We start from the raw sequence: 22000 nt of genomic DNA on the forward strand, positions 1-22000 counted from the left end.
GGCAGTTGCACTGGAGTGGGGGACTCGATATTCATGTGTCGTGATGTTACGAGATAACGACCAAAAAGGATAGTGAAATGTCGGCGGATTCAAATGCACCCATTCGTTTGCTGATCGTTGGTGGTGTTGCGGGAGGGGCTTCGGCCGCCACCCGCGCCCGGCGGATGAATGAACAGGCCGAGATCATCCTGTTTGAAAAGGATCACGATGTCTCGTTCGCCAATTGTGGGTTGCCCTATCACATCGGTCAGGAGATTGAGGATCGAGACGCCTTGGTGGTCGCTTCGGCTGACTTTTTGCGACGACGATTCCGGTTGGATGTGAGGACCCGCGAAGAAGTCGTTTCGATTGATCGTGCCAACCAAACGGTGACCGTGCGGCGTCACGGGGCCACGTCCGGGCAAGACGAAACGTACTCACAAGCCTATGACAAATTGATCTTGGCTCCGGGGGCTTCGCCGATCGTGCCGGATCTTCCCGGCGTTGACGCAGACAATGTGTTGACGCTCAGGAATTTGGTCGACATGGATCGAATCAAGGCTCATGTGGATTCCGGTGTGGTCCGCCGAGCAGTCGTGGTCGGGGCAGGCTACATCGGATTGGAAATGGTGGAGCAACTGCGTCGTCGTGGTGTCGCTGTTGACTTGGTGGAACTACGCGATCAAGTGTTGCCGTTGCTCGATCATGAAATGGCACAGCCGATCGAAGAGGCTTTGCGGCGAAACAATGTTGAAGTGCACTTGGGTGTGGGGCTGCAGTCGATTTCGTGTGAGGGTGCAGCAGCCACTTCGGTTGGCTTGAGTGACGGGACGGAACTGTCAACCGAACTGGTGATCCTGGGCATTGGCGTCCGCCCCAATGCTGGTTTGGCGAACGAAGCTGGGTTGGAAATCGGCGGCACTGGCGGGATTGCTGTGGACGAGTTTTCTCGCACCAGCGACCCCAATATCTATGCGGTGGGGGACGTCTCCGAGCCGGTGTTTGGTCCGCTCGGGACACCGATGCGAGTGCCTTTGGCTGGACCCGCGAACCGTTCCGGCCGATTGGCTGGCGAGCATGCGGTGACGGGAGAATCCGCTGCCGCGACGCCAGTGTGGGGGACCAGCGTTGTGCGAGTGTTCGACGTTTCGGTCGGGATGACAGGTTTGACCCGAGCCTCGGCGGAACGATGTGGGAAAGAAGCGACCAGCGTGACGATCGTTGCCAAGCATCATGCGGGTTACTTTCCCGGCGCCGAAACGATGACGCTGAAACTGGTCTATGAGCCGGGAACCGGCAAAGTCATGGGGGCTCAGTGCGTGGGCGGCGAAGGCATCGACAAACGCATCGATGTGATTGCCACCGCGATGCACTTCGGGGGAACCGCACGCGATTTAACCGGTTTGGATTTGGCCTACGCACCGCCATTTGGTTCGGCCAAGGATCCGGTGCACATGGCTGGTTTTGCGGCCTGCAATGCACTCGATGGCATCGAATCCTTTCGCGATTCCGATGCTTCGCTCAGCGATGTTCAGGTGGTCGACGTGCGTGGTGCCACCGAGATCGAAAAGGCGCCGCTTCAGGAAGCGTCAGGGGCGATTCATATTCCGGTCGACGAACTTCGTGATCGCTTGGACGAATTGGACCGCAACCAGCCAACGGTTGTCAGTTGTGCGGTGGGAGTCCGCGGTCACATCGCCGCCCGAATTCTGCGGCAGAACGGCTTTGATGTTCAAAACCTTTCCGGTGGGGCAACCGTTCGCAATCGCTGCTTTGGGTGAGCGAAACGAAGCTCTGGTCAATCCAAACGGTGACCGCCCCAGCGGTCACCGCGGTGCCGTTTGCTGTTTGCCGACGGAGAAGTCGGACAGTTCCATGAAAGAGGGTTTGCCCTCGATCGCATCGGCCATTGCCACAGCGGTTCCGCAGGCCAGGTGAATCCCGCTGCGGTAGTGCCCACCCGCGACGAACAGGCGAGACTGGTCCGGCACGCGGCCAATCATCGGGAACCCATCGAAGGTCATGGGGCGGTGTCCCGACCAGTGGGAAGCGACGCTGGCAGATTCCAATTCAGGGCAAACTCGATTCGCGAAGTGTCGCAGTCCTTGGATGACATCGTCGGTGGTTCCCGGTTCGAATCCGACTTCTTCTTCGCAGGAACCGACCAGCACGTTCCCGTCGCCTCGCGCAACCAAGTAGCGATTGCCAACGTTGAGGACGATTGGGTCCGTGAAGGTCTGGCTGTTGAGCAGCAGGATCTGACCGCGGATCGGAATCACCGAGGATTCCAATCGGGCTTCGGGGAAGATGCTGCCCAGCGAAGCGCCACCACAGAGCACCGTGCGGTCGCTTTGCAGCAGGTGCTCGGTCGCATCTCGCGATCGAATGGTCGCAGAGCAGTTCGCTGCGTTGGAGGAAATGTGGAGCAGCGTGGTGTGGGGAAGCAGCGTCACGCCTTGGCTTTGGCAGGCGGTGGCCAGGGCCGTCAGCAAGCGTGGGGGACGGATTTGGTATTCGTCAGGTGTCCACCAAGCCGCACTGGTCGGATGGGATTGGATCCACGGATTGGTTTGAGCCCAATCCTTCAATCGAGGTTGCCGGCGCAGGAGCTCTGGTTCATCGATGCGCTCGCATTCCACCGCGAGGTCGGCCCAGTACGACATCATGCCGGTCAGTGCGGAGGCTTCGCCAACCGTTTCTGCTAAGTACAGCCCGCCACAGCGAATCAGTCCTGGGTCGATGCCCGTTTGGTCCATCAGTTGTTGGCACCACAGCGGCCACAGGGTGTGGCTGAATCCGCGGAGGCGATCAATCGGGTCCGTCGCGCGATCCAAGTTGGCGGGCGGAAAGATTCCCGCGGCGGCCCAAGAGGTTCCGTGAGCAATCGGGCCTTGATCGATCACCGTCACGTTTTCGCCCCGGCGGACGAGTTCCCAGGCGATGGAAAGTCCGATCACGCCGCCCCCGACGATCAGTGTGCCGGTGGATTGGCGGTCGGAAGGGGCAGGGGCGTCGCTCGATGCGGGGTGGATGGTAGACAAATCAGATCGCTAGCTGGAAAGGATGCGGCGAAGGTCTCGTGCGAGTTCGGTGTGGGCGATGGGGGCACCGGCATTGTCGGTTGGATGTTCGATTTGATGAAGGAGGGCTGTCAAATCTTCTTCTGTGTCGATGTCTGATCGGACTGGCAGCCTGCCAATTCGCAGCCCCAGCGACTCAGCCGCCGCAACGGTGCGCTCGAAAACCTCGCCGGTGCTCCACGGAATGTCGTTCCACAACGAGTCGAGAATGGGCTGGGCGAGAGGGCCGGATAGCCCGATCAGGTAGTAGCCGCCGTCCGCCGCCGGGCCCAGCACGAGCTCATTTTCGCGAAAGAGTCGATCGGCCTCGTCGATTTCTTCGGAAGTCAGCAAAGGGCAATCCGCTCCCATCAAAATCGCGTGAGTGCGGGGCAGAGCAGGGCGGTCGGGCAGCTGGTTGGCAAACCAGCGTCGCATGCGATCGCCCAGATCCCCGGTCCCCTGGTCGATGAGTTGCCACTTTGCCGGGGGCGGTTGGGGGAGGTGCGAGACCGATTCGAGCGGCGTGACCACCCAGTGCCGCTCATTTCCCCAGTCGCGTAGTTCGTGGAAGAGTTGGTCGAGGAATCGTTGGTGAATTCGGGCCGCTCGGTCGAATCCGATGGTGGCGCCCAGTCGTGTTTTGACCTTCCCTTGGGCTGCGACTTTGGCCATCACGCCGAGTTTGCGAACCGCCTGGCTGCGGGCCTCTTGGGATGGGTTGGAAGTCATGGGTGGAGGGGGCATGAGATTTGATTTGAAAGAGTCAAGAAACGACCACGCTCGCGACCACTCAGCGATGGCGGATTCGTTTACAATTCCGCCCTCCGCGTTTGGCAATCCAGCAATTTCGTCCTGCCAGACGTGAGTTTTTGGTTAAACTTGATTGAGGACGCGGTCGGACGCGGATAACCTCGCCACGTCGTTGACCTCCTTTCGTTTGGCGTCTCTGCGATCGAGATCTTCACCAACGGACTTGTCTTCTAACTGGATTTTCTTCCACACACCATGGCTTCGATCACATCGGAACGATTTGTCGAGATGGTTGCACGGAGCAACTTGGTTGACGAAGCCACGCAGGAACGGTTCCTGAAAAAGGTTCGGGAAAGGTGTGAGGGCAGTTTGCCGGCCAGTTCGAAGAAGCTGGCGATGGCCTACAAAAAGGCGGGGCTGCTCACCGATTGGCACATCGAGAAGCTGTTCACAGGGAAGTACAAAGGCTTCTTCCTTGGCAAATACAAACTGCTCGGCCACATCGGATCGGGCGGGATGAGCAGCGTTTATCTGGCTGAACACACCGGTTTGGGCGACAAACGCGCGATCAAGGTGCTGCCCAAGAAACGCGTCAACGATGCCTCGTATCTGGCTCGCTTCAAACTGGAAGCCAAAGCGATCGCGTCACTCAACCACCCCAACATTGTGTTGGCGCACGACATTGATAACGACGGTGACGTCCACTACATCGTCATGGAGTACGTTGACGGGGTGGATTTGCAGGTGTTGGTGCGCCGCGACGGACCGCTCGATTTTTCCACCGCCGCGGAACTGATTTCCCAAGCTGCTCGAGGATTGGCGCACGCGCATGATCGCGGGGTGGTTCATCGCGATGTCAAACCAGCCAACCTGTTGATTGACAGCGATGGCCGGGTGCGGTTGTTGGACATGGGATTGGCTCTGGTGACAAAGACCGGGGATGATGAGTCTCTGACCGTCGCCAACAACGAGAATGTTCTCGGCACGGCCGACTACCTGGCACCTGAGCAAGCTCTGAACAGTCACACGGTTGACCACCGAGTCGACATCTATGGTCTGGGTTGCACGTTGTATTACTTGCTGACCGGCCGACCACCCTTCGCCGAAGGCACGCTGGCCCAGCGAATCGCGAAGCACCAAAACGAGATGCCCAAGGCGATTCGCGAATTGCGACCGGAATGTCCCGGCGAGCTGGAAGGGATCGTGGTGAAGATGATCCAAAAGGATCCCCGCTATCGCTATCAAAACGCCACCGACGTCGCCGAGGTGCTCAAGAAATTTGCGGCTGCCGTGCCCAAGGGCGAAATGATTCGAGTTGGGCTGGGAGAAGACCCTGGCGAAGAAAGCAGTTTGTCTTCGATGGATTTCGATAGCAGTTCGGAATCGATGGTCACCCAGTCCAATCAAGACACATTGACCAACAAAAACGATGACACCCTGGCGAGCAGTCGTTCCAAGCTGATTCGGGAACAGAATCAAGCGGCCAGCGAAAGTGGTCGATTGGTGAAGGTGGGATCGATGGGGACACCCGCTGATATGTTGGAAGGAAGCTTTCTCGATTTGGAAGTGGAATCCGGTTACAAGGGTCCGCCCGGGCGGGCACCCAGTTCTGGAAGTCGACGTGGTGTGGGTTCGGGAATTGATCGCGGCAAGGCAGTCGACGCTCGAGCACAGCCTGGTGACAACCGGAGCAAGGGCATCGATCCGGTGTTGCTGGGGACCGTGGTGACCTCGCTGTTCGTGGCCGCACTGGCTCTGGGTTATTTCCTCGCGAAAGTGACGTCTTGACTGTTGTTCTTGATCGGCCCTACGAGTTCGTGCCGCCTTATCGCGGGAACCTCTGGCCCACTGCAATTCAAACCTTTCGATTGATTGATTGGCACCTTCGCAAGAAGGAGGCTGTGCTCGATTTCGAATGCCGGCACGCCGAGCGATTCGCGGAATCGTTGCAAGCCGGTCACGGAATCCTGCTCGCCCCCAACCACTGTCGCTATGCCGACCCGATCGTGCTGGGATGGTTGGCTCGTGAGGTGCACACCCATTTGTACGCGATGGCCTCGTGGCACTTGTTCAACACCAACCGGTTCGAGCAATTTGCATTGCGACGAATGGGGGCCTTCAGTGTTTTTCGGGAAGGCAATGATCGCAAAGCACTCGAAACCGCGATTGACATTTTGGTCAGCGGGGAACGTCCGCTGGTGTTGTTTCCCGAAGGCACCACCAATCGCACCAACGATGTGTTGAAACCATTGCTCGATGGCGTGTCCTTCATCGCTCGAGCGGCCGCAAAGAAGCGAGCCAAGCGAGAGAACGGGCAAGTTGTCATTCACCCGGTTGGTTTGAAGTACCTGTGCCTCGAAGACGCGCATGCCTGGGCGCACGAGCAGTTGGCGGAGTTGGAGCAAACGCTGAGTTGGTTGCCTGCGCCCGGTCCCGGGGCCATTGGGGATTTGGTGGGGCGTTTGTTTCGAGTCTCACAGGCCTACCTGGCATTGAAAGAAATTGAGTTCACCGGGCAGGCTTCGACGGGCGAGCTCAGTCCCCGGCGTGATCGTTTGATTGAGCAGTTGCTTCAGCAGTCCGAAGAACGGTATAGCTTGGTGGCGAAACCGACGGAGGATGTGCGAGAACGCGTGCGGAAGATTCGTGCGGCGGTCTCCAACACGTTCTTTGCCGCCGAGAACACGGTCCGTGACCCTGCGACTTTTCGTCGCGATGCAGAGCGCGCGGACTTGGCACAGTTTCTCCTCTCGTTTCCCGATGAATATTTGACACCGGGGAAAATCACCGACACTCGCATTGTGGAAACGATTCAACGCATTCAAGAGGCCATTTTTGGCAAGGCGAAGGAGTCACTGCCAATGAAGGTGGTGATCGAAGTGGGAGAAGCCATTCCGGTGCCCGCCGGGCGTCCGCCACGCGGTGAAGCTGATCCAGTGCTTTGCCAATTGCGGGACCAATTGCATACAATGGTGACATCGTTGTCCCAAGAGGCCACATTGTTGGCCTGAGTCATCTCTCACTCATCTCACGCCAACACGATCATGCCGTCCAAATCTCTTCGTCGTTCGAAATCCCTCACTTGTTTGGCTGGGGCGTTCGCGATCGCGGCCGGGTCGACGTTCTTTGGCGGTTGCAGCGAGCCGAAGCCGGTGGCGTTCGAGCCCAATCTCGTGCATGCGATGAAGTACGAGTTGAAAGAGGGCATCGAGATGGAACAAGCGTCCAAGGATGCGTTCTGGATCGTGACCGAGATGTTTGGGACTCCCGACCAGCCCAAGTTGCCAGCAGCGGCGATGGAAGACGAAGACTTTGCGAGCTTGGTCTCACTGGACAATCTGATGATGGCTTCGGGCCCCGCGGACGCGGAAGGTCGAGGGCTCTATCAAAAACAATGTGCGATCTGTCACGGCATCAGCGGCGATGGACGTGGTTCGTCCTCTGCAATTTTGAATCCGTATCCTCGGGATTACCGCAAGGGTGTCTTCAAATTCAAATCGACCGAACGGGGCGAGAAACCCACCCGAGAAGACTTGGCGACGTTGATCAAAAACGGCATCCAAGGCACCGCGATGGTGGCTTTGCCAAAGCTGACTGACGAGCAGATCGAGGACCACATCGGCAAAGCGATCGACACGCTGAGCGGTGAAGAAGTCGAGGCGGTCAACCAAGAAGTGATCGACCAGCAAACCGAAGCGTTGACCGATTACGTGATCTACCTGTCTTGGCGCGGCGAGTTGGAACGAACTCTGCTCGACGACGCGATCTTCGAGTTGGACTTGGAAGGTGGTGATCGGATCATCAACCCGGCTCACAAAAATTCCACCGACGAAGAAGAAAAGGAATTGTTCGACGAAGGCTGGGAGATCGCCGAAGACTACGCGTTGGAGATTGCTGACGCTTGGTTGGCAGCTCCCGACGCGGTTGTCGAAGTTCCCGAGCCACCTGCAGACCTGCCTGTCCCGGACAACTATGAAGAGTTCGTTGCATTCCAAAGCGGCGACCAGGCCGAAACCTTGGCCGAATCCGTCAAGCGAGGGCAAGAGCTGTATGTCGGCAAGATCGCTTTGTGCAGCAAGTGCCACGGCGTGAAAGGGTTGGGCGATGGGCAAACCACCGACTTCGACGATTGGACCAAGGAATGGACGCTCGGCATCGGGATCAAGCCTGAGAACCGTGATCAGTTGATTCCTTTGCTCGCCCGTGGTGCGTTGCCGCCACTGAATGCCTCGCCACGAAACTTCACCACTGGATTGTTCCACGGGGGTGGGACCGCGAATGATTTGTACATTCGAATCACGCAGGGCATCGAGGGGTCACCGATGCCTGCGGCTACCTTTGTGGAAGGTGAATTCGAAGAGGACGATGTGTGGCACCTGATCAACTTCCTGCGTTCGCTGCAGACGCCACCGGAACCGGAAGAAGAACCCACCGAAGAGCCCAAGCCCACCGAAGTGGCCGCTCGGTAAGGCGTAGGCCAGGTCCTACCTGGCTGGGTGAAATGCGCGTCCGTGATGCGCACGCGAGCGAGTTTGAACCGCACGCCTTGGCCATAGTCGCGGAGCGACGGCATTTGCATAGCCTTGGGTTTTAACCCAAGGTCTCTTTGACGCTAGACGCGCATCCAAGTCGCGGAGCGACGACAGTTGGCAGTGAGTTCGGATCCACCTGTCGCCGCTCGGGACGTTCGAAAATTAAATGGTGGCTGGCGTTTGGGTTTCGCCCCGGATGGGGCCGTCGAGGGAGTTGGGGGAGTCCCTTGCTCACGCTTCGGGTTGTGATGGGTGGTCTAAGCAGGTCGGCTGGAATGATCGGGCACAATCATGTGAGCCGTTTGGACGCTTGCCCCCGGTTGCGCGTGAAAACCGTGGCTAACGCCAACGGCTCACATACCCGATGACACCTGTGTACCTGCTTAGGCCGACTCTGACGGGCAAGAGTGCCCATCCTCCATGCGTTGAAACGTCGTTGACGACTGACTCGACAGGCCGTCACCATTGGCGTTCTGATTGCGGATGCCAAGCTTATTCCTGGATTGCACCCCGCGGCTTGGGGCCGGTGCGGGGCACCTGGACCTCGGGTTAAAACCCGAGGCTGTCGAATGTCACCGCTCCGCGGTTGGTTGGGCGACGTCTTGGCCGTCGGGCATCTCACCCGCCACTTCAGTGCAGGGCTTCGGCGAAGGCTTGTTTCAGCCTTGCGGCAGCGTCGCCAGCTTGATCGCTTTGGATGACCACGTTCACTTGCAGTTCACTTGTCGCGATCATCTCAACATTGATGCCGGCGCTGGCCAGTTGCTCGAACAGCACCGTGCCGACTTGCGTGTGGCTTCGCAGCCCGATGCCGCTGACACTGAGCTTGGTGATTCCGGAAGCACCGCGAACGTCTCGCATTTGATGTTTGTCACAGATCGCTCGAGCGACCTTTGTGGCGGCTTCCACGTCGGCTTGTTCGACGGTGAAGCTGACGCTGGTGCTGCCGTGTTCGCCGTCGTAGCCTTGCACGATCATGTCGATGAAGATGCCGGCTTCGCCAATCTGTTCAAAGATGTCGGCTGCCACACCGACTTGGTCCGGGACCCCATCGAGTGTCACGCGGGCTTGATCGGGAACGATCGAAATGTCGGTCAGTGTGAGCGCTTCCAACGCGTCGTTTTGCAAGCGAGAGACAACGTCGGCCACATCAGCTTCTTTGGCATGGCTGGCTTTGATTTCGTTCCAAGTCTTTGCGTCGCTGGGCCGTTGATCCAGTGTGAACGCTTCGTGCACCGCACGCAGGGCCGTGTTGGCTTGATCACGAGGAACCAAGCAGGAGATTTTGATCTCACTGGTTGTGATCATGTGGATGTTCACCTCGGCCTCGGCCAGGGCTCGGAACATGCTGGCAGCGACGGCTTTTTGATGGGCCATCCCCAGCCCAACGACGCTGACCTTGGAGACTTGATCGTCGTGGGTCACGCCATCGGCACCGAGCGACGCCAGGGTTCCCTCGAGTGCTGCGAGGGTTTTTTTGAGTTCGCCGCCCGCGACCGTGAACGACACATCGGCCTTGCCAGAGGTGCCGACGTTTTGGACGACCATGTCGACGGCCACCTTCTGCTCAGCGATGGCCGAGAAGATTTTTTGGCTCATGCCAGGAACGTCGGGCACGCCCAGCACGGTCACGCGAGCCTCGTCGCGGGTCAACGCCGCGCCTGAGACGGGAGCGGTTTCTGATTCGGGCTGGGCGACGATCATCGTGCCGTCTTGATCCGAGAAACTGCTGCGGACGTGGATCGGCACCTCGAATTTCTTGGCGAATTCGATGGATCGGGAGTGCATCACGCCGGCACCCAGGGAAGCGAGTTCCAGCATTTCGTCGTAGCTGATCACATCCACCCGGCGGGCTTCTGCCAGCAGTCTGGGGTCGGTGGTGTAAACACCATCGACGTCCGTGTTGATTTCGCAAGCATCCGCGCCCAGCACGGCCGCCAAAGCCACCGCGGTGGTGTCGCTGCCGCCCCGACCGAGCGTCGTGATGTTCAAGTCGTCGTCGATGCCTTGGAAACCCGCCGCGACGACGATGTTGCCAGCGTCGAGCAAGCGTTCGATGCGACCGGTGTCGATCGATTGAATGCGAGCCTTGCTGAAGCTGTTGTCGGTCTTCAGGCCGATTTGCCCGCCGGTCAGGCTGACCGCTTTCGATCCCATGTTGTGGATGGCCATCGCAACCAACGCCACGCTGACCTGTTCGCCGGTGCTGAGCAGCATGTCCATTTCACGCGCCGGTGGTTCATCGCTGATTTGCGAGGCCAGGTCCAGCAGCGTGTCCGTGTTTTTGCCCATCGCGCTGACAACCATCACGACTCGATGGCCGGCTTTTTGGGCACGAATAGCCTTCCGCGCGGCAGCACGAATCTTTTCAGTGTCGGCAACCGACGTGCCGCCAAATTTTTGAACGATCAGGGACATGGAAGTGACGAAGCGAAACGGAAGGAAGGAGGGAAAAGGATTGGCAGTCCATTTGCCAGCGGACCCGATGGATCAGCCTTTCTGAATGTAGGCGTCCATCATCGTCCAACCGGGATCGAACACCCATCCGGATGCCTTCGCGGCGATCTCGTCAAAGGTCGTCGCGGAGTCGGTTTCGATGCCGGTGCCGGCCATCGTCAGGGGCACGGGGCCGTGCGTGTGTTTCTTGGTCCGGCAGAACGTGGGGTGATCGGGCAAGATCAACATGCGGTGTTCGTCGTGCTTGGAAAGCGCTTCCCAAAGCGGGGCAACGATGTGCTGGTCGATTTGCTGCAGCGCTTCGATCTTGGCTTCGACGTTGCCCTCGTGAGAGGCTTCGTCGGGGGCTTCGATGTGGACGCAGACAAAATCATAGTCCGCGAGAGCTTGGATTGCCGCTTCGCCTTTTCCAGCGTAGTTCGTGTCGAGGTACCCGGTGGCACCTTCGACTTCGATTCGAGGCCAACCGGCGAGGGCACCGATGCCGCGCAGCAAGTCGACTGCGGTGATCATCACGCCGCGAATGCCGTAGCGTTCCTCAAACGTCGACAATTGAGGCGCGCCGCCGGAACTCCACAACCAAACGTGGGTCGCGACGTCTTTGCCGGCCGCTTTGCGAGCGACGTTGATCGGGTGCTTGGCCAGGATTTCCGCTGACGCGTTCATCAGGTCAACCAAGATCTGGCTGCCGGGACCACGCGGGAAATCGTCCATCACGCTGAGGTCGGTCAAATCGTGCGGGGCACTCGATCGTGTCGCGTTGGTGAACGGCGAGGGGTGATCCGCGTCGCCGCGATACAGCATCAGGTTCCGATAGCTGACCCCGGGGACAAATTCCAACCGGCTGGCCAGGTCAGCGTCACCCAGCGGTCCGTTTTCGCTGAACAGTTCCTTCGACAAATCCGCGAGCAGCGTGGTGGCTTCTTCGGTGCTGATGTGATCGGCGGTGAAGTCGATCATCGTCTGGTCGCGAATGGTGACCAAATTGCATCGCACGGCGCAATCCTGAGGGCCCAATTCGATGCCCTGCGCGGCGGCTTCCAAGGGAGCTCGGCCGGTGAAGCACACATTGGGGTCGTAACCCAGCAGGCACAGATTGGCGATTTCGCTGCCAGCAGGGAAATCAATCGGGGTGTTGTCGGTCACGCCAACGCGGCCCAGCGATGCGATTTGGTCCATCGCTGGCAGGTTCGCGGCTTGCAGAGGTGTGCGTCCGTTCAGTGATTCGAGCGGTTCGTCGGCACAGCCGTCGGGGATAATCAGGACATATTTCATGGCGAAGGCTCCGCCTGGATGGTCGAAAGAATTGCGGCAGTTTCGTTGAACGCCCGCGAAAACGAAAGGGCCCGACCCAAGCTGATGTCGCGGGAACCCGCAAAATCGATTCGGTCGTCGCCACTGTTGCTGTTGGATCGACCGATACAGACCGACGCGGCAGCAGCGGACTTCCGCCAGCCGAGCAAAAATCGGTGGTGAAGAGGGAGGGGCTGACCCATCCTTGAGAGGACACAGAGATCCTTCTCGTTCCAAGTCCATTGTCAAACGATGCAATCTGCCCCACCACCATCCGATTCCCTTTCGGCGACTGGCCCTCTTTCAGGTCAGTCTTCGGCATGCACATGGGAAAACTCCTTTTCGCATGACACTCGGGAGCAATCCGCCGAACCGGTGGCCCTCGCGGTGAGAAGTTCCGCTGACGTCCGCCATTTGGCTCGCGCTGTCCGCAAGGGACGCGACGTGTCGCGGGCTGTGGCCGTGACAGATGAGACCGGGCAAGACGCTGGTGGGTCTGGTGCCAGTGAGTCTGCATCGTCGCTGAAGCCGCATCGTCGGATTCTGGAGCTCGACGCGTTGCGTGCGATGGCAGCGATCAATTTGGTGCTGTTTCACTTCACGCACGTTTACGCAGTCAAATTCGGCTTCTCCAGTCCGCTGGGCGGGGAATGGCCTTACGGTGCTTATGGCGTCGAGCTGTTCTTCATTCTCAGCGGTTTCGTCAACAGCATGTCGCTGATGCGTCGTGGCAAGCCCACCGATTTCGTGGCCGCTCGACTGATCCGAATCGTGCCGCTGTTCCTGATGGTGATTTTCGCAAACCTTTGGATTGTGACGTTTGCTCCGCTCAACGGCCAGCCGATTTCGACGGAGCAGTTTCTGGCCAATTTGACCTTGATGCCGCGAGTCTTTGGCTATGAGTGCATCGATCCGGTGATGTGGACGCTGCAGGTCGAGATGATGTTCTACTTCGTCTTGGTGACGCTGTTCTGCAAAGGCTACTTGCAACGCTACTTCGTCGGCTGGGGGTCATTGTTGGCCGCTTCGTTGGTGCTGTGTCCCGCCTTGGATGCGGCCCAGGCCAGCTATGGTGACACGTCTGTGTTCGCTGCTCTGACCGCGGTCAGGCACCTGTTGGTGCTCGACTTCGCGCCGCTGTTCGCGATCGGTTTCTTGCTGTACATGATCAAGACCGGCGTCGGGGCGAAGTGGCAGAACCTGCTGGGCATCGTGGTGGCCGCGGGGGTCTTCCACAGCATCGATCACGGCAAACACAACCCGGCTGCAACGGCACTGATCATCGGCTTGGTCACGATGGCCGCCTACGGAAAAATTCCTGTCTTGCGGCTGAAACCTTTTGTGGCGATCAGTTCGATCTCGTACGCGTTGTACCTGTGTCACAACAACCTGGGCTGCACCTTGCTGCACGCCTTTGATCAAGCCGGCCTGCCACCGATCTTGTGTTTGGCGATTGTGGTTGGGTTCTCGTTCGCGTTGGCCTGGATGGTCACGGTTTGGATTGAGCAACCGATCACGAAGGCACTGCGTCGGCTATACGCCAATGTGTCCGAGCGAGTCCGCCGACCAGCGGTCGCGGAACCTGCCGCTGGCTGAGTCGCCCATCGACTCCGCTCGATGGAACCTGTAACGCGTAGCCGGATTCGCCAGAATTCGGACACGAACACGAACCGAATTCTTGGCTACCCTGGCCTACGTTCGCTCACCGGGTCACTTGACGACCAGGTTCACCATGCGGCCGGGAACGGCGATCGTCTTGACGACCTTCTTGTCGCCGATCGCGTTTTGAACCGCGGGATCCGCCAGCGCTGCTTCGCCCATCTCGTTCGGTTTCGCATCCGGTGACAACGAGATCTTCGCTTTCAACTTGCCGTTGATCTGAACCGGGATTTCGATGCTGGACTGGACCAACGCGGCTTCGTCCCACTGCGGCCACGGCTGCAGCGAAATCGATTCGTTGTGCCCCAGGTGCTTCCACAATTCTTCGCACAGGTGAGGTGCGTAGGGAGCCAGCAGGATCAGGAACGATTCCATCGCTTCCCGTGGTCGCGTTTCGCAACGGGTGAAGTGATTCGTGAATTCCATCATCTTCGCAATCGCGGTGTTGAAACTCATCGCTTCGTTGTCTTCGGTCACCTTCCGAATCGTTTGGTGCAGCACGCGAAGTTGCTCTTCGTCGCAGGGCGTGTCCACCACCGCGGCGGAAAGCTGCAGCTCGTCTTCGGGCTCGTCGATGATCATCCGCCAGACGCGATCCAAGAAGCTGCGAACGCCACCGACGCCATTCATCGCCCAAGGCTTGGTCGCCTCCAGTGGGCCCATGAACATCTCGTACAAACGCAACGAGTCCGCTCCGTAGTCGCGAACGACCGAGTCAGGGTTGACCACGTTGCCGCGACTCTTGCTCATCTTGAACGCGCGGCTATCGACCTTGATCGAGGCATCGGAAGCCAGGACAAAGCCTTCGCCTTTCTTGACGACTTCTTCTTCGGTCAAGGAAACGATCTCGACCTGTTCGCCAGTGGCTTTGCTGACACGGTTGCCCTCGGCGTCTTTCTTGACGTTTTTGGTGGAGACGTGTTTGCCGGACGGATCCACGAAACTGGTGAATTCCACTTCGCCGAGAATCATGCCTTGGTTGACGAGTTTGCCAAACGGTTCGGGGCAAGACACATGGCCGCGGTCGAACAGGACCTTGTGCCAGAACCGTGAGTACAGCAAGTGCAACACAGCGTGCTCGGCACCGCCGACATACAAGTCGACCGGCATCCAGTCCTTTTCCTTTTGCGGATCGATCAATGCGTCGCTGTTCTTGGGGTCGATGTACCGCAGGTAGTACCAGCAGGAACCGGCCCACTGCGGCATCGTGTTGGTTTCGCGGCGGTAGCGTTTGCCGTCCAGTTCCACGATCAACCAATCGTCGTCGGCTTTTGCGAGCGGTGGCTCAGGGCGACCGTGGGGTTTGAAGTCGGCCAGTTCTGGCAACGTCACGGGCAATTGATCATCCGGAACCAAGCGGCGCACGCCGGTCGCATTGCCTTCGGAATCGATCTCGTGCAGGACGGGGAAGGGCTCGCCCCAGAAACGTTGTCGACTGAACAACCAATCCCGCAGCTTGTAATTGACGGCTTCGCATGCCAGGCCTTGTTTGGCCAATTCGGCGGTCAAAGCGGCTTTGACTTCCGCGGTCGTTTTGCCGTCGTACTCACCGCTGTTGATCGCAACGCCTTCTGCGGCGAAGCAAGCTTTGCCCGCCAAGATTTCGTCGCGTTGTTTGTGATCCGCTGGTGGATCGACAACGGGGATCACAGGCAAATCAAACGCCACGGCGAATTCAAAATCCCGTTCGTCGTGAGCGGGAACGGCCATGATCGCGCCGGTTCCATACCCTGCCAAAACATAGTCGGCGATCCAAATTGGGATGCTGCGTCCGTCCGCGGGGTTGATCGCGTGGGAACCGGTGAACACTCCCGTTTTGGCTCGATCGCCATCGGTTCGTTCGCGGTCACTTTTGAACGAAGCCTTCTCGCGATACGCGTCGACTTCGGCTTTCTGTTCGGGTTTGACCAGCACATCGATCAAGGGGTGCTCGGGCGCGACGACCATGTAGGTCGCTCCGAACAAGGTGTCAGGCCGAGTCGTGTAGACACGCAAGCAGTCCTTGCCAGGATCGGTTGGAAAGCCTTCGGTTTCGCGTGCCCGTTTGAAGGCGACGAAGGGGCCAGTGTCATCACCCACGGCTCCGCGTTGCAAGTAGAAATCGACTTCGCCACCGGTGCTGCGACCGATCCAGTCGGCTTGCAGTTTCTTGATCCCGGAGGGCCAATCCACGTTTGCCAATCCGTCCAGCAATCGTTCGGCGTAATCCGTGATCCGCAACATCCATTGCCGCAGCGGGATCCGCTTGACCGGGTGCCCACCGACTTCGCTCTTGCCATCGACCACTTCTTCGTTGGCCAGCACGGTGCCCAGTTTCGGGCACCAGTTCACCAAGGCGTCATCCAGGTAAGCCAAACGGTTCGAGTCGCGATACTGCTCGATTGCCAATTCGCCTTTGGCGGTGACCTCCGCAGGGATCGGCAGCTCCGCGATAGGGCGGCCTTTTTGTTGTTCGCGATCAAACCAAGTGTCGTACAGCACCCCGAAGATCCACTGCGTCCAGCGGAAGTACTCTTCGTCCGTGGTCGCCAAGACGCGGTCCCAGTCGTAGCTGAAACCGAGCATCTTCAATTGACGAGTGAAGTTGTCGATGTTGCGTTGGGTTTGGACGCGGGGATGCTCGCCGGTCTTGATCGCGTGTTCTTCCGCGGGCAACCCAAACGCATCGAATCCCATCGGGTGCAAAACCGCTTCCCCGCGAGCCCGTGCGAAGCGTGAGACGATGTCCGTCGCCGTGTAGCCTTCGGGGTGTCCAACATGCAGCCCGTCGCCGCTGGGGTAGGGGAACATGTCCAGCACGTAGCGTTTCTTCTGGCCGATTTTTTCCGGCGTGGCGAAGGTGTGGTGTTCGTCCCAGTAGGCTTGCCAGCGAGGTTCAATTTCGTTGGGGTTGTAGCGGACCATGTCGTCTTAGCGATGCGGGGAAGGGCAGGGCAGAGCAGGGCAGGGCACTCGCAATGAAAAAACGACCACCTTGCGCTGCAAACAGGTTCCCTCAGGGGGCGTTTTCGGGCAAGCGGTCTGGTGAATGGGGGATTTCCCAAGTAGGCCGGATCAAGCCGTTTCGGCGCCGCTCCGGCAAGTTCGCTGCCTGCTAAGTGATGCCTAGCACGCGGACGACAACCAGCACGCCTGCCGCGATCACCAGGCACACAGCCGCCGTTCGCCGCAACCAGACTCCGGCGGGCTGGGTCACCGCGACCCATTCGGTCCGAAACGCCATTTCCGTCCAGTTGTCGCCCTCGTCTTGGGACTGCAACGCTTCCCGTTTCTGATCGCCGATGCCCAGCGAAGCCAGTTCCAAGCGGCGGACCGGGGAGGCGTCGAGCCAGGTCCAGCCCGTGAGGGCGACCATGAGGGCCACGCCGATCGCCCACGCCCAGGCTCGAGTCGGCCACGACATGGGCAGCGCGTTCACTTCGATGGACTTGGCAAACATCGCGATCCGCTCCGCGTTGGCACGCTCGTACCCCGCCAGCCATTCGTTGGTGCGGGTCGTTTCTCGCTGCCAAAATGCGACCCACTTGGACGGCGCTTCGAAGGACGGGGCGGAAGTCGAGTGGCTGGCCAATCGAAGCGGCGACTCCGAATCGCTCTCGTGCGACGCGAGTTGGTTTTGTTCCGCTTTCGCATAGAAAGCCGCCACCTCACTCCGCCAACGCACCCATCCCACATTGGCGGACGCCTTGGGGTGCTGGGCCTCCAGCAGTCGTTGGCGAAATCCCTCGACGTTGTCACTGGTCACCACGCGATGCGACCAGACTGGAGGGTGGTGGGCCGTGTCGTTGCGGTCCGCCGGGGCATTGGCACCCGCGGGGGCATCGGCCGGAAGGACAGCGGCAGCCGGTTGCGGGTAAGAAACCCGATGCCGGGTTGGCTGCGGCGGCCAGATCGCCATCACGAGTGTGAAACTGGCGATCGAGGTGACCGCGATGCCGACGAGCGGGTTGCGTGTTAGGATTCTCAATGCAGCGAACTTGCCAGACACGAAACGATGCCACTGAAAATGCGAGGGACCGGCGATTCGGTCGTGATCAGAGAGATCTCAGACCGTCCTTGTTGATGATCGGCCGGTTCCACTTCGGTGATCCAGGAAACTTGAAACGATTGTGACAACCTTGCCTCCCGTCGGCCCCAGCGATCCCCCCACCACGCAGCCATCTCGGTCGCCGTTTGCGATCAAAATCTGCGGCATGCGAAGCGTGCATGATGTGCGATCGGTTGCCGATGCTGGAGCCGACGCGGTGGGATTGAACTTCTACGAACCCAGCGTCCGATCGCTCAACCCCGATGCGGAGGAAACGATCCTGATCAATGCAGCGGCTCGCGAAGCGGGGCTGACGCGAGTTGGATTGTTCGTCAACCATGAGTTGGCTTTCATTCAGCGGGTGACCGACTCGTTGCAACTTGATTGGATCCAGTTGCATGGCGATGAACCCGCGTCACTGGCCGAGGATCTGATCCGAAGTGGCGGGCGAGTCCTGAGAGCGATCCGGTTGCCGCGCGGGAAACTCGAGCCCGGCCAGATTGAGGCTGCCATCGGGGAGTGGAATGACGTGGGCGTTTCTTGCTTGCTCGACGCGGACGCGGGAGCCTCGTTTGGCGGAGGTGGCCAGCCGCTGGATTGGCCGAGCATTCGAGCGTGGGCGGATCGCCGCGATGAGTCAGCGGCGGGGTGGGTGCTGGCCGGCGGCCTGAATCCCGAGAACGTCGCGGAGGCGATTCAAATCAGCGGAGCGACCCGTGTCGATGTCGCCAGCGGTGTGGAGCAGCCCAAGGGGCAGAAAAACGCCGAGAAAATCCGCCAATTCGTCGCAGCCGTTCGGCGGGGTGGGGAAGCTCTGTGAATCCAGGTTGACTGGGCGTTGACGTCGGGCAGATTTGTGCCAAACTTTGCCACCCAGTCAAAGACCAACACAGCTCGCGGCCGTGGCGGAACTGGCAGACGCGCTAGGTTGAGGGCCTAGTGGGAGATAATCCCGTGGAGGTTCGAATCCTCTCGGCCGTATTGATTGAACCCCGTGATTCACGGGGTTTTTTCATGTGCGGACGGAATTTTCCGTCGTCGGCATACCCGGCAAAATGGTCAGGAATGGACCCTGATTCACCACGGTTGCCTGAATCAGGTGCAACCAGTGGTGCAACCATTCATGTGATGGTGCGGCCCGTTTGGAATTCTGAGTTCACAACGTCGTCCCCACCGAGCCTGGTGGTGCAAGGTGTCACGTTGAAATCAAGACGAGGTGGCGTTCATCAACGTTTCCTGTTCGTCGAGCGTTGTCATGTCTCTGTGGTCGGCGGCCAACGACGATGAACCGGACGCGATCGCGTTTCGGCTGATGGATGAGGTTGGTCATTGCATCAGCCGGCGTGCGCTAGCACCCGGTTTCCTCCGACTGGATACACTCCATTGAGGAATGATTGTTTGAAAAAGCAGGAGCCCGAGCGATGAACGATGATGAGCCAATTGCATTTTTCATCACATGGACCGTTGACGGAACCTTTCTCCAGTCCCGCCGCACCGTCGGGGTGGCTCAAGCCGAAGCATCCCGACAACTCACGTAGGGTCACCGAAGTGTGACGACGACAAAGGTAGGCCGCCAGATCTCTCCCTCCAGCGTCGCTACGGAAGCCGCAACATTCCGATACCTCCACGTCGTAGTGCTCCGCGGTCAGCGTCAAAACCGTCTCGACGTTTACCACACGGTGTCTTTTTGCCGACTGCCGTTCGGTCGGATCATCGCCACCGGAGGCGAGGGATCGTCGTGAAGCAACCGGCGACGCCCGTCACCCCGGGTGGCCACATGATAGATGGCGTTCTCGTACTTCAGTCGGGGCAAACGTGGCATTGCGGCGAGCTGGCGGAGGGGTGAAACGCCTCCGTCTTAATCGGCTGAAAGCCGAAGACCAAGTCTGACCCCGGCGAAGTCCTTCTGCGGCTCCGCGGCTGATGGCGCGGCTCTTTCTGTCGTTGCAGATCGACGAGAGCCTGGGATTCCCGACCGCGGTGGTTTGGCGAACTCCGCTGGGATAAGCCACGGAGAAACGGCATCCGTGTCGTCGCCTCGGGTTCAGTTGCAGGCCCTGAGTGCCGTTCAATTGGACGCCGACTTCAACCTCCAAACGGTTCCAGCATGGTTTGATCTAGCGACCGTGACGTCTGCGGGATATACTCAGGCGGGGTATGATTGAGTCCTGAGCAGAGACCACCTTTGAACCGATTTCTATCACTGCTGCTGATTCCGTTTTTTGTGCTGGGGCAAGCTTCGCCTCATTCACATGCGGGTAGCGGTGTGGTTGAACCGGAGGGGCATGCGAATCGGCCGCACGTTCATTTGTTGGCGAGTCAGTCGCATGACGAGGACGGGCATCATCACGGGCACAGTCATTTCGGTGGTGACGACGACGCATCGGAAGACGGGGACGGTGAAACGAACGGTGTTTCGTTGTCGTCCCTCCCAGCCGATCATGATTCGGATGCCGTTTACTTGGGGCAATCGGGCACCGCGGTAGCTCGCTCGTCAATGATCTTGGATATTGATCTGGCGTGCCTTGTTTTCGCGTCGAGCGAAGCGGTTTGCTGGCCGTTGGAGGGCCAATCTCGGGTCCATCATTCTTTCCTGGATCGCGGTTCACCGCTGCCGATCTATCTGCTCGTCCGCAGTCTGCGGATTTGATTGAAGCGTTGAGATTGTCGATCGAAGTTTGATGCTGCGCAGTTGCAGTTCGCTTTGATCGAGCGTCTCTCGTTCCGCTGTTTCTCGTGGGGTCGCTGCGATTATTCATTCGCGCGCGTTCTTCAATCAACTCGTACGAACATTGATCGATTCATGAAAGCCTTCCTGCGCGCTTTGGCAGGCCCGGCGGTTGTGATTGCGTTGGCAATCGCTGCTTGGGCCTTCCGTGACCGGCTGTTTTCAACACCCGGCCTTCTCGTGGAAACCTCCGCCGAATCAACCGGTGAGGGGATCGAGAAACAGACGGTCCTCGAAATCAGTGAACAAGCTCGTAAGAATCTAGCGCTCGTTTCCAAGGCTGCTCGTCCGCAGGACTATTGGCGGACGGTGGTGATTCCGGGCGAGGTCGCAGACCGTCCGGGACTTTCGGATCGTGGCGTGACGTCGCCTGCGGTCGGCGTCGTGACAGCGATTCACGCATTTCCTGGCGATACGATGCAGCCCGGCGATCCGCTGTTCACACTGCGGCTATTCAGCGAATACTTGCAGGCAACGCAAACGCAGTTGTTCAAGGCGAGGCAGGAAACGGCGATCGTTCAGGCGGAGATCGATCGGCTGTCGGGTGCTGTCAGTACTGGGGCCGTCTCGCGTTCCAAGATGATTGAGTTGGAAAGTGAAATCAGTCGCCAAAGGACGCTGATTCAAGCGGCCCGACAAGAACTGCTCACTCGCGGACTGACGCCCGATCAGGTGGCTCAAATCGAAGCGGGGACATTTGTTTCAACCGTCGACGTCGTGGCTCCGCCTGTGCAGGAATTGTCGATCGCTCTGAGTAGCGAAACTCGCCAAGAGTTTCGGCAATCGGGCGAGCCGAAAGTCTTGGCGACTTCCGCTACGTCGACTACCGAAGATCAAGGGATTGCCTACGAGGTTCAGGAGCTCTCGGTCGTGCTTGGCCAGCAAGTGCAAGCAGGCCAGTTGCTGGTGAATCTGTCGAATCACCAAATGCTCTATGTCGTTGGTCACGCCTTCAAACGCGAAGCCGCTTTTCTGGAGCAAGCCGCGCAGGAAAAGCGTCCCATTGAAGTTGAGTTTGCTGAAGACGAAATGGGGCGTTGGCCCGAACACAAGCAGACGTTCAAGATTCGGCACCTCGCAAACTCAATCGACACCAACAGTCGAACGTTCGATTTCTTCGTTCCGTTGACGAACCAATCTCGTATGTACGGTGACCATGACCGGGCGTTCCTGGTTTGGCGTTTTCGACCAGGGCAACGGGCTCGTATCCACGTTCCGGTTGAAAAATTCGATGGCGTGTTCGTGTTGCCCCACGACGCGGTTGTTCGCGAAGGACCAGAGGCGTACGTGTTTCGGCAGAACGGCGACCTGTTCAAACAGATTCCAGTTCACGTGCTTCACGAAGATCGCCGCTCGATCGTCATCGCCAACGATGGCAGCATCCTGAGTGGAGCGTACTTGGCGCAAGGTTCGGCAGCATCGCTCAACCGAGTATTGAAATCTCAATCCGCCAGCGGCAAAGAGCCCGGCGTCCACGTCCACGCGGACGGCACTACTCACGCGGCTCACTGAG

Annotated in this window: 15 protein-coding genes and 1 tRNA gene; 9 read left to right on the forward strand and 7 right to left on the reverse strand. The window is 59.0% G+C overall.

Annotated elements, in window-relative coordinates; genetic code table 11:
• Positions 1 to 77 precede the first annotated feature (77 nt).
• Positions 78 to 1760, forward strand: a complete 1683-nt coding sequence (locus tag PSR62_RS05790) for an FAD-dependent oxidoreductase (protein ID WP_274406865.1) — start codon at positions 78 to 80, stop codon at positions 1758 to 1760.
• Between the two features lie 45 nt (positions 1761 to 1805).
• Here the strand turns inward: PSR62_RS05790 and PSR62_RS05795 are convergent, their stop codons facing one another.
• Both PSR62_RS05795 and PSR62_RS05800 read right to left on the reverse strand, forming a co-directional pair.
• A complete protein-coding gene (locus PSR62_RS05795; RefSeq protein WP_274406866.1) occupies positions 1806 to 3020 on the reverse strand; it encodes an NAD(P)/FAD-dependent oxidoreductase in 1215 nt (404 codons plus the stop codon).
• 9 nt (positions 3021 to 3029) lie between these two features.
• The gene (locus PSR62_RS05800; RefSeq protein ID WP_274406867.1) at positions 3030 to 3785 is read right to left on the reverse strand and encodes a TIGR04282 family arsenosugar biosynthesis glycosyltransferase; all 756 of its coding nucleotides are present in this window, start codon (positions 3783 to 3785) and stop codon (positions 3030 to 3032) included.
• A 261-nt stretch (positions 3786 to 4046) separates the two neighbouring features.
• On the opposite strand from PSR62_RS05800, the gene PSR62_RS05805 reads away from it, so the two are divergent.
• From PSR62_RS05805 to PSR62_RS05815, 3 genes are read left to right on the forward strand one after another with little or no spacing between them, the layout of a single operon-like run.
• Entirely contained in the window at positions 4047 to 5579 is a 1533-nt protein-coding gene (locus tag PSR62_RS05805; RefSeq protein WP_274406868.1) for a serine/threonine protein kinase, read from the forward strand.
• Positions 5576 to 6802 carry a 1-acyl-sn-glycerol-3-phosphate acyltransferase gene (locus PSR62_RS05810; RefSeq protein WP_274406869.1) on the forward strand — a complete coding sequence of 409 codons (1227 nt, stop codon included), beginning with the start codon at positions 5576 to 5578 and terminating at the stop codon, positions 6800 to 6802. The genes PSR62_RS05805 and PSR62_RS05810 overlap by 4 nt, the downstream gene beginning before the upstream one ends.
• A 33-nt stretch (positions 6803 to 6835) precedes the next feature.
• Positions 6836 to 8260 (forward strand): cytochrome c, encoded by a 1425-nt coding sequence (locus PSR62_RS05815; RefSeq protein ID WP_274406870.1) that lies wholly within the window; start codon positions 6836 to 6838, stop codon positions 8258 to 8260.
• 693 nt (positions 8261 to 8953) lie between these two features.
• Here PSR62_RS05815 and PSR62_RS05820 read toward each other — a convergent pair.
• A complete protein-coding gene (locus PSR62_RS05820) occupies positions 8954 to 10741 on the reverse strand; it encodes an aspartate kinase (RefSeq protein ID WP_274406871.1) in 1788 nt (595 codons plus the stop codon).
• Between the two features lie 72 nt (positions 10742 to 10813).
• Positions 10814 to 12055 (reverse strand): cofactor-independent phosphoglycerate mutase, encoded by a 1242-nt coding sequence (locus PSR62_RS05825; protein WP_274406872.1) that lies wholly within the window; start codon positions 12053 to 12055, stop codon positions 10814 to 10816.
• Positions 12056 to 12460: 405 nt separating this feature from the next.
• Between PSR62_RS05825 and PSR62_RS05830 the strand changes: the two genes are divergently transcribed.
• A complete protein-coding gene (locus PSR62_RS05830) occupies positions 12461 to 13669 on the forward strand; it encodes an acyltransferase family protein (RefSeq protein ID WP_274406873.1) in 1209 nt (402 codons plus the stop codon).
• Positions 13670 to 13783: 114 nt separating this feature from the next.
• Here PSR62_RS05830 and leuS read toward each other — a convergent pair whose 3' ends face one another.
• Positions 13784 to 16636, reverse strand: coding sequence for a leucine--tRNA ligase (leuS, locus tag PSR62_RS05835; RefSeq protein WP_274406874.1), 2853 nt, complete (start codon positions 16634 to 16636; stop codon positions 13784 to 13786).
• Positions 16637 to 16826: 190 nt separating this feature from the next.
• Complete coding sequence (locus PSR62_RS05840) at positions 16827 to 17756, reverse strand: hypothetical protein (RefSeq protein WP_443217401.1); 930 nt, start codon at positions 17754 to 17756, stop codon at positions 16827 to 16829.
• Between the two features lie 169 nt (positions 17757 to 17925).
• Between PSR62_RS05840 and PSR62_RS05845 the strand changes: the two genes are divergently transcribed.
• Together PSR62_RS05845 and PSR62_RS05850 are read left to right on the forward strand one after the other, a co-directional pair.
• Positions 17926 to 18579 (forward strand): phosphoribosylanthranilate isomerase, encoded by a 654-nt coding sequence (locus tag PSR62_RS05845; protein ID WP_274408173.1) that lies wholly within the window; start codon positions 17926 to 17928, stop codon positions 18577 to 18579.
• 76 nt (positions 18580 to 18655) lie between these two features.
• Positions 18656 to 18740: transfer RNA gene (locus tag PSR62_RS05850), tRNA-Leu, on the forward strand.
• 688 nt (positions 18741 to 19428) lie between these two features.
• Here the strand turns inward: PSR62_RS05850 and PSR62_RS05855 are convergent.
• On the reverse strand, positions 19429 to 19581 hold the full coding sequence (locus PSR62_RS05855; protein ID WP_274406876.1) for a hypothetical protein: 153 nt from the start codon (positions 19579 to 19581) through the stop codon (positions 19429 to 19431).
• Positions 19582 to 19944: 363 nt separating this feature from the next.
• On the opposite strand from PSR62_RS05855, the gene PSR62_RS05860 reads away from it, so the two are divergent.
• Together PSR62_RS05860 and PSR62_RS05865 are read left to right on the forward strand one after the other, a co-directional pair.
• A complete protein-coding gene (locus PSR62_RS05860; protein ID WP_274406877.1) occupies positions 19945 to 20409 on the forward strand; it encodes a hypothetical protein in 465 nt (154 codons plus the stop codon).
• Between the two features lie 153 nt (positions 20410 to 20562).
• Entirely contained in the window at positions 20563 to 21999 is a 1437-nt protein-coding gene (locus PSR62_RS05865) for an efflux RND transporter periplasmic adaptor subunit (RefSeq protein WP_274406878.1), read from the forward strand.
• Position 22000: the final 1 nt, after the last annotated feature.

Origin of the sequence: Rhodopirellula sp. P2 (assembly GCF_028768465.1) — a bacterium.
GTDB lineage: Bacteria > Planctomycetota > Planctomycetia > Pirellulales > Pirellulaceae > Rhodopirellula.